Origin of the sequence: Massilia aurea, from assembly GCF_040790145.1 — a bacterium.
GTDB lineage: Bacteria > Pseudomonadota > Gammaproteobacteria > Burkholderiales > Burkholderiaceae_D > Telluria > Telluria aurea_C.
The window spans coordinates 1-7,699 of the sequence record NZ_JBFMMP010000036.1 but is presented as its reverse complement, the minus strand read 5'-3'; the positions used below and the strand labels follow the sequence as shown (position 1 = coordinate 7,699).

At 64.8% G+C, this 7,699-nt stretch carries 6 protein-coding genes; all 6 read left to right on the top strand.

Annotated elements, in window-relative coordinates; genetic code table 11:
* The coding region (locus tag AB2N08_RS22830) for a hypothetical protein (RefSeq protein ID WP_367613195.1) at positions 1-206 on the top strand (206 nt) is incomplete at its 5' end.
* 10 nt (positions 207-216) lie between these two features.
* The gene (locus tag AB2N08_RS22825) at positions 217-849 is read left to right on the top strand and encodes a DJ-1/PfpI family protein (protein WP_367613194.1); all 633 of its coding nucleotides are present in this window, start codon (positions 217-219) and stop codon (positions 847-849) included.
* Positions 850-863: 14 nt separating this feature from the next.
* Positions 864-2,321, top strand: a complete 1,458-nt coding sequence (locus AB2N08_RS22820) for a DUF3375 domain-containing protein (protein WP_367613193.1) — start codon at positions 864-866, stop codon at positions 2,319-2,321.
* A 7-nt stretch (positions 2,322-2,328) separates the two neighbouring features.
* Positions 2,329-2,922: a DUF4194 domain-containing protein gene (locus AB2N08_RS22815; protein WP_367613192.1), complete on the top strand. Its 594-nt coding sequence runs from the start codon at positions 2,329-2,331 to the stop codon at positions 2,920-2,922.
* Positions 2,919-6,293 carry an ATP-binding protein gene (locus AB2N08_RS22810; RefSeq protein ID WP_367613191.1) on the top strand — a complete coding sequence of 1,125 codons (3,375 nt, stop codon included), beginning with the start codon at positions 2,919-2,921 and terminating at the stop codon, positions 6,291-6,293. Before AB2N08_RS22815 ends, AB2N08_RS22810 begins: the two co-directional genes overlap by 4 nt.
* Positions 6,290-7,507, top strand: a complete 1,218-nt coding sequence (locus AB2N08_RS22805) for a Wadjet anti-phage system protein JetD domain-containing protein (RefSeq protein WP_367613190.1) — start codon at positions 6,290-6,292, stop codon at positions 7,505-7,507. The genes AB2N08_RS22810 and AB2N08_RS22805 overlap by 4 nt, the downstream gene beginning before the upstream one ends.
* Positions 7,508-7,699 lie beyond the last annotated feature (192 nt).

The following is a 7,699-nucleotide window of genomic DNA, read 5'->3' as shown; positions in this document are numbered from 1 at the left end:
CGAACAGGACCGTGAAACGACTTTGCGCCGATGATAGTGCTGCAACCAGTGTGAAAGTAGGTTATCGTCAGGCTAGTAATATAGAAAAGCCCCGCTCAGAGATTCTGAGCGGGGCTTTTCGCCGTTGGGCGATCGATCATGCACGCTCAGCGGTATTATTGGTGCCAATGCATCGATATCGCTGTCAAACCAAGCCGATCCAGTGAGGACACCACAATGAACGTCTATCTCGCGGTAACCGACACAATGGCGGATTGGGAAATCGGCTACCTGACCGCCGAGCTGCACAGTCGGCGCTTCTTCCGCGATCCCGACATGGCCTTCAACCTGGTCAAACTCGGCGTGACCCTCGACCCGGTGCACAGCATGGGCGGCGTGCGCTACGAGCCCGATGTGACGGCCGATACCGTTCAATTGCAGGCCAACGACCTGATCCTGCTCCCCGGCGGTGATGGCTGGGAAACGCCACTCGTCAAACCAATACTGGACCTGGCGCGCGATGTCCTCGACCAGGGTCACAATGTGGCCGCCATTTGCGGCGCCACGGTTGGCCTCGCCAGCACCGGCGCACTCGACGGTCGTCGCCACACCTCCAACGATCTCGCATCATTGAAAGCCGCTTGCCCCGACTACGCCGGCGAGGCCCTGTACCGCCACAAGCCGGCAGTTCGCGGTGACAACCTGATCACCGCGAGCGGCCTGGCGCCCCTCGAATTCTCGTACGAAGTACTCAAGATGCTGAAGGTATGGCGCCCGGACACGGCCACCGCCTGGTACCGTCTGCACAAGACGCGGCAGGAACGCTGGTATCACGCGCTGGTTGCCTCGATGTCGCCCGATTCTCCCTGACCAGCCAGACAACGATGGACTATCAGCAGTTACACGCGCAGCGCCGCTCGCACCCGGCCTGGCGGCTTCTCGCCGCCGACCATGCGCCCATGATCGCCAGCTTCCTGCACCACGTGTTTGTCGTGCCGAACGTGCGCACCATCGCGCGCCAGCAGTTGGTGTCGCAATTGGACGACCATCTGTACCAGCTGCACCAGGTCAGCGGCGAGACGCTGTTCCCGAAAAGCGCCGCCAGTTATCTCGATGACTGGGCGTCCGACGAGCGTGGGTGGCTGCGCAAATACTATCCGGCCGGCGACGACGAGCCCCATTACGACCTGACCTCATCGAGCGAGCAGGCGCTCGAGTGGCTGCAAGGTCTTGGGCAGCGCGCCTTCATCGGCACCGAGTCGCGCCTGATGACCGTGTTCGACCTGCTCAAGCAGATCACCGACGGCACCGAGCTCAACCCACGGGCGCGCATCGCCGAGCTGCAATCACGGCGCGCCGACATCGATGCGCAGATCGCCCACATCCGGGAAGGCCACCTGACGCTGATGGAGCCGACCCAGGTGCGCGAACGCTTCCTGCAGATGGCGGCCACCGCGCGCGAACTGCTGGCCGATTTCCGCGCGCTCGACCAGAACTTTCGCACGCTCGACCGCAGCGTGCGCGAACAGATCGCCACCTGGGACGGCGGCAAGGGCGAACTGCTGCAGCAGATCTTCGCCTGGCGCGACCAGATCGCCGATTCCGACGAAGGCCGCAGCTTCCGGGCTTTCTGGGATCTGTTGATGTCGCCGGCGCGGCAGGACGAATTGAGCAAGCTGCTCGCACACGTGATGGCCCTGGCGCCGATCCGCGAACTTGACCCGGACACGCGACTGCGCCGGATCCACTACGATTGGCTGGAAGCCGGCGAGGTCACGCAGCGCACGGTTGCTCGCCTGTCCGAGCAACTTCGCCGCTATCTGGACGACCAGGCCTGGCTCGAGAATCGCCGTATCATGGAGCTGATTCGCCAGGTCGAGCAAAAGGCCCTGGCGATGCGCGGGCAGATACCCGAGGCGGACTTCGCCAGCATTGACATGGCCGGTGCGGACCTCGGCCTGCCGATGGAGCGCCTGCTCTACACGCCGCCGTTCAAGGCCGATCTGCGCGCGGCGGTGGTCGAAGAAGCCAGCGCCACGATCGTCACCGACGCGCTGTTCGAGCAGGTCTACGTCGACCAGGGCCGCCTGACATCCAATGTGCGGCGCGCCCTGCAGACCCGCAGCCAGGTATCGCTCGCGGCGGTGATCGCCGAGCATCCGATCGAGCAGGGCCTGGCTGAACTGGCGACGTACCTGAAACTGGCGACACAAGATGTCGCGGCCATGATCGACGACGAGGGCACCGAGTCCATCGCCTGGACCGGCGGCGACGGCCGCCAACGCCAGGCCACGCTGCCGATGGTGATCTTCACGCTGCGCGACACGAACCACGAAGAATAAAGAACCAATGAGCGACGATAACCGACTCGGCCCCGTGCTGGTCAGCCTGTTCCAGGGCGTGCTGTATCGCGAGAGTGCCGAGACACTTTGGCAAAGCCTGCTCGACCTCCAGGCGCGCGTGCGCGACTATTGCAGCGTGATCGGGCTGGAGCTGATTCTCGACGAAGCCGAGGGCTACGCCTATCTGCGCCAACGCGCGCCTGTGCCCGATGCGCCGGACATGCCGCGCCTGGTGCAGCGGCGCCCGCTCAGTTTCCCGGTCAGCCTGATCCTCGTTTTGCTGCGCAAGAAACTGGCCGAATTCGACGCCACCAGTGGCGACACCCGGCTCGTGATCGGCCGCGACGACATCGCCGACCAGATGCGCCTGTTCCTGCCCGATACCGCGAATGAGGCGCGCCTGCTCGACCGCATGGACACGCACCTGAACAAGGTCGTCGAGCTGGGATTCTTGCGCCGCCTGCGCGCGCAAGAAGGCCAGTTCGAAGTGCGGCGCGTACTCAAGGCGTTCGTCGATGCGCAGTGGCTCGATGACTTCGCGCAGCGCCTGGACGGCTATGCGGCCCATGCTGCGTCGCTCGATCCGCGGGAGGCCGAATGAACGCGCCGCATGAAGCCCATCACGACGCGCCGGCAAGCGTCGAGCGCGCCGGATTCCGGCTGCGCCGCTTCGAGGTGTACAACTGGGGCACGTTCGACGCGCGCGTGTGGCGACTGCAGCCCGATGGCGACAATATGCTGCTGACTGGCGATATCGGTTCCGGCAAGTCGACCCTTGTCGATGCGTTGACGACGCTGCTGGTCCCGGCCAACAAGGTCTCGTACAACAAGGCGGCCGGCGCCGACGCGCGCGAGCGCTCGCTGCGCACCTATGTGCTCGGGCACTTCAAGTCCGAGCGCGGCGACACCGGCATGAGCGCGCGCGCCGTCGCGCTGCGCGACCACCGCAGCTACTCGGTGCTGCTTGGCGAATTCCATAACGAAGGCTACGAGCAGACCGTCACGCTCGCGCAGGTCTTCTGGTTCAAAGACCCGCGCGGCCAACCAGAGCGCTTCTATGTGGTGGCCGAAAGCGCCCTTGCCATCGCCGAGCATTTCTCGGGCTTCGGCAGCGACGTCACCCAGCTGCGCAAGCGCCTGCGTGCCACGGCTGGCGTGAGCTTGCACGACAGTTTCCCGTCGTACGGCGCCGATTTCCGGCGTCGGTTCGGTATCGGCTCGGAACAGGCGATGGACCTGTTCCACCAGACGATATCAATGAAATCGGTCGGCAACCTGACCGAGTTCGTGCGCGAGCACATGCTCGAACCGTTCCCGGTGCAACCGCGCATCGATGCGCTGATCACGCACTTCGACGACCTCAATCGCGCGCACGAAGCGGTGCTCAAGGCGCGCGCCCAGATCGACCGCCTCGGGCCATTGACGGCCGATTGCGACCGTCACGCCACGCTGGTGGAGCAGGTCGACGAACTGCGTGGCTGCCGCGATGCGCTGCGGCCCTGGTTCGCGCACCTGAAAGGCGAGCTGCTCGACAAGCGTATTACCAACTGGGCCCTCGACGAAGAGCGCGCCGGCGCCAGGCTCACGCAGCTCGAGCACGACCGGCGCGTGCAGGCCCGCACGCGCGATGAACTCACCGCCGCCATCGCGGCCAACGGCGGCAACCGCATCGAACAGATCCGCGCCGAGATCGCGCGCATCGAAGCAGGCAAGACCGAGCGCAGCGAACGCGCGCAAAAATATGACCTGATCGCGGGCGCGCTTGGCTTGCCGGCGGCGGTCGACGCCGACACCTTCGACGCCAATGGCCGCGCCATCGCCCTGGGCCAGGCCGACTGCGTCGTGCAGCGCGACGAGCGCAGCAACCGGCTGACCGAGGCCGGCGTGACCGTGCGCGAACTGCGGCTGCTGCACGGCGAACTGACGGGCGAACTCGAGTCGCTGCGCCAGCGCCGCTCGAACATCCCGCGCCAGATGCTGGCCGTGCGCGCCGCGCTGTGCGAGGCGCTGTCGATCGCGCCCGATACACTGCCGTTCATCGGCGAATTGATCCAGGTGCGTGACGAGGAGCGTGCATGGGAGGGTGCAGCCGAGCGCCTGCTGCATGCCTTCGGCCTGTCGCTGCTGGTGCCCGAGGCGTACTACGTCCAGGTGGCGGCGTGGGCAGAGCGCACGCACCTTGGCGCGCGACTCGTGTATTACCGGGTGCGGCCGCAGGCAGCAAGCCAGCCGCCGGCGCTGCATCCGCAATCGCTCGTGCACCGGCTGGCCATCGAACCGGCCTCGCCGTTCTATGGCTGGATCGCGCACGAACTGGCGCGCCGCTTCGACTACGCCTGCTGCGAGAACATGGACCAGTTCCGGCGCGAGCAGCGCGCGATCACCCGCAATGGCCAGCTCAAGGCCGGCGGCGAGCGTCACGAGAAGGATGACCGGCGCCCGATCGATGACCGCACCAGCTACGTGCTGGGCTGGTCGAACGATGCGAAGATCGCCGCCCTGGCCAAGCAGGAACGCGATCTGGCCACGCGCGTGTCGGCGCACGCCGCGCAGATCGTCGCGCTCAAGCGTGAGGTCGACGATTTCAACAAGGTGTATGGGCTGTGGCAGCAACTGGCGGTGTACGCGCACTTCACGGAGCTGGACTGGAAGTCGCTGGTGGCGTCGATCGACCGGCTCGAACGTGAGCAGGAAGAACTGGCCTCGACGTCCGACCTGCTGCGCACCCTGCAGGAGCAGCTGCGCGCGCTCGGCGACGAGCAGGCCGTGCTCGACGGGCATTATGCGACGGCGTCGGCCCTGCTGGCGACCCTGGTCGAGAAATTGCGCACGGCGCGCGAGCAGCTGGCCGAGAGCGACACCTTGGCAGCGGCGGCTGACAACACCATCCGCGCGCGCTTTGCGGCGTTGGCCGTGTTGCGCGAACAGGCGCTGGGCGAACACACCTTGACGGTGGAGTCGTGCGACAACCGCGAGCGCGACATGCGCGACTTCATCCAGGCCCGGGTCGATGCCGAAACCAGGAAGATCGAGCGCTTGCGCGATACGATCATCTCGGCCATGCAGGATTACGTGCGCACCTGGCCGCTCGATGCGCGCGAGGTCGATGTCAGCATCGACGCGGCCGCTGAATTCCGGCGCATGCTGCACGTGCTCGAAGCGGACGACTTGCCGCGCTTCGCCGACAAATTCAAGGGGCTGCTCAACGAGAACACGATCCGCGAGATCGCCGGCTTTCAGTCGCAACTCAAGCGCGAGCGCGAAACCATCCGCGAGCGGGTCGACACCATCAACGCGTCGCTGCACGCGATCGACTACAACCCGAACCGGTACATCGCACTGGAGGCCGAGCCAAGCCTCGACGCCGACCTGCGCGACTTCCAGCAAGACCTGCGCAGCTGCACCGAAGGCGCGCTCACCGGGTCGAGCGACGAGGAATATACCGAAGCGAAGTTCTTGCAGGTGCGGCGCATCATCGAACGTTTTCGCGGCCGTGAAGGCAGCGCCGAGATGGACCGACGCTGGACCCGCAAGGTCACCGACGTACGCAACTGGTTCGTGTTCTCGGCGTCCGAGCGCTGGCGCGAAGACGATCGCGAGCACGAACACTACACGGATGCTGGCGGTAAGTCTGGCGGCCAGAAAGAGAAGCTCGCCTATACCGTGCTGGCGGCCAGTCTGGCCTACCAGTTCGGCCTGGAGTGGGGCGCGGTGCGCTCACGATCGTTCCGCTTCGTGGTCATCGACGAAGCGTTCGGCCGCGGTTCGGATGAATCGGCGCGCTATGGCCTGGAGCTGTTTCGCCGCATGAACCTGCAACTGCTGATCGTCACGCCGCTGCAGAAGATTCATATCATCGAACCGTATGTCGCCGGGCTGGGTTTCGTGCACAGCGAAGAAGGGCGCCAGTCGATGCTGCGTTACCTGAGTATCGAAGAGTATCGCGCCGAACGTGGCGCGCGCGCGCAATGAGTTCGCCGCGCGCCGCCTGGTCGACGCCTGCCGATATCGTCGCCGGGGTGCAGCGGCTGTGGGACAGCGGCGCGCTGCTCGCGGCTCGCATGGATGGCGCAATGCTCTTCCCGTACGAACTGCGGCTGCGGCAACCGGGTGTCGCCGTGATGGGCGAGCAGTTCGAGCAGGTGCGCGCCTGGGTTGCGGCGCTGAAGGCCGGCAGCCGGCAAGAGCGCGGCCATGGCTATGACCTCCAGTGGCGCGACATCAACCACCGCCAGCTTGGGCGCAACAGCATCCCGTTTGCTGCGGTGATCGCGTCCGAGGCCGAGGCGCTGCGCATGATCGGCCGCGTCAACGAGGCGCGCCGATTCGACGCGCTGGCGGCTGGCACGCTGGCGTCATTTCCCCGACTGCGCGCCTGGGTGCGGGGCCATCCGCTCAAGCTGCTCGAACATGGCGAGAGTTGGGAGCGCGTCCTGGCGGTTTTGCACTGGTTCGTCGCGCACCCGCAGCCGGCGATCTATCTGCGCCAGCTCGATACGCACGGCGTCGACACGAAGTTCATCGAGGCGCGCAAGGGCCTGTTCGCCGAGCTGCTCGACCAGGTCTTGCCGCTGGAGGCGATTGTCGACGCGAGCGGGCCGCGTCAGTTCGAAGCCCGCTATGGCCTGCTGGGCAAACCGCCCCTGATTCGCTTTCGCATGCTCGACGAGGCGCATTACATCGGCGGCTTATCGGACCTGACGGTGCCCGTGCCGCAGTTTGCCAGGCTGCGCACCGGCGTCAAGCACGTGTTCGTGACCGAGAACGAGATCAATGCGCTGGCGTTTCCGCAGGTAGCGTCGAGCATGGTGGTGTTCGGCGGCGGGTATGGCATCGACCGCCTGGCAGGAATCGACTGGTTGCGTGAGCGCGACGTCGTGTATTGGGGCGACATCGATACCCATGGGTTTGCGATCCTCGATCGCCTGCGGGCGGCATTGCCTGCGGTACGTTCGCTATTGATGGATGGGGCGACATTCCATGAGCATCGCCATCTGTGGGGCAGTGAAGATGCCGACAAACGGTTTATGGGAGAGCTGACGCGACTCACGTCCGAGGAATATGCCCTATACAGCGCACTGCGCGAAAACGTACTTGGCGAGCGCCTGCGCCTGGAGCAGGAACGTATTGCTTATGGATGGGTTATCTCTGCAATTGAACGAAATGTGAATCGTCACCTTGCATAGTGGTTGATCGTTTGTTATAGTCTCGCTCCTCGACGCAGACGCCGCTTCAAACGCAGCGACAGCGAAGAAAAAGAAATAAATCAGGGGTTGACGAAAAATGAGAAGCACTTCATAATCTCGCCTCTCTGCTGCTAACGAACACAACGCTTCGTAGCAAACAGCAGAAGCAGCACCGAATAAAGTTCTTTAAAA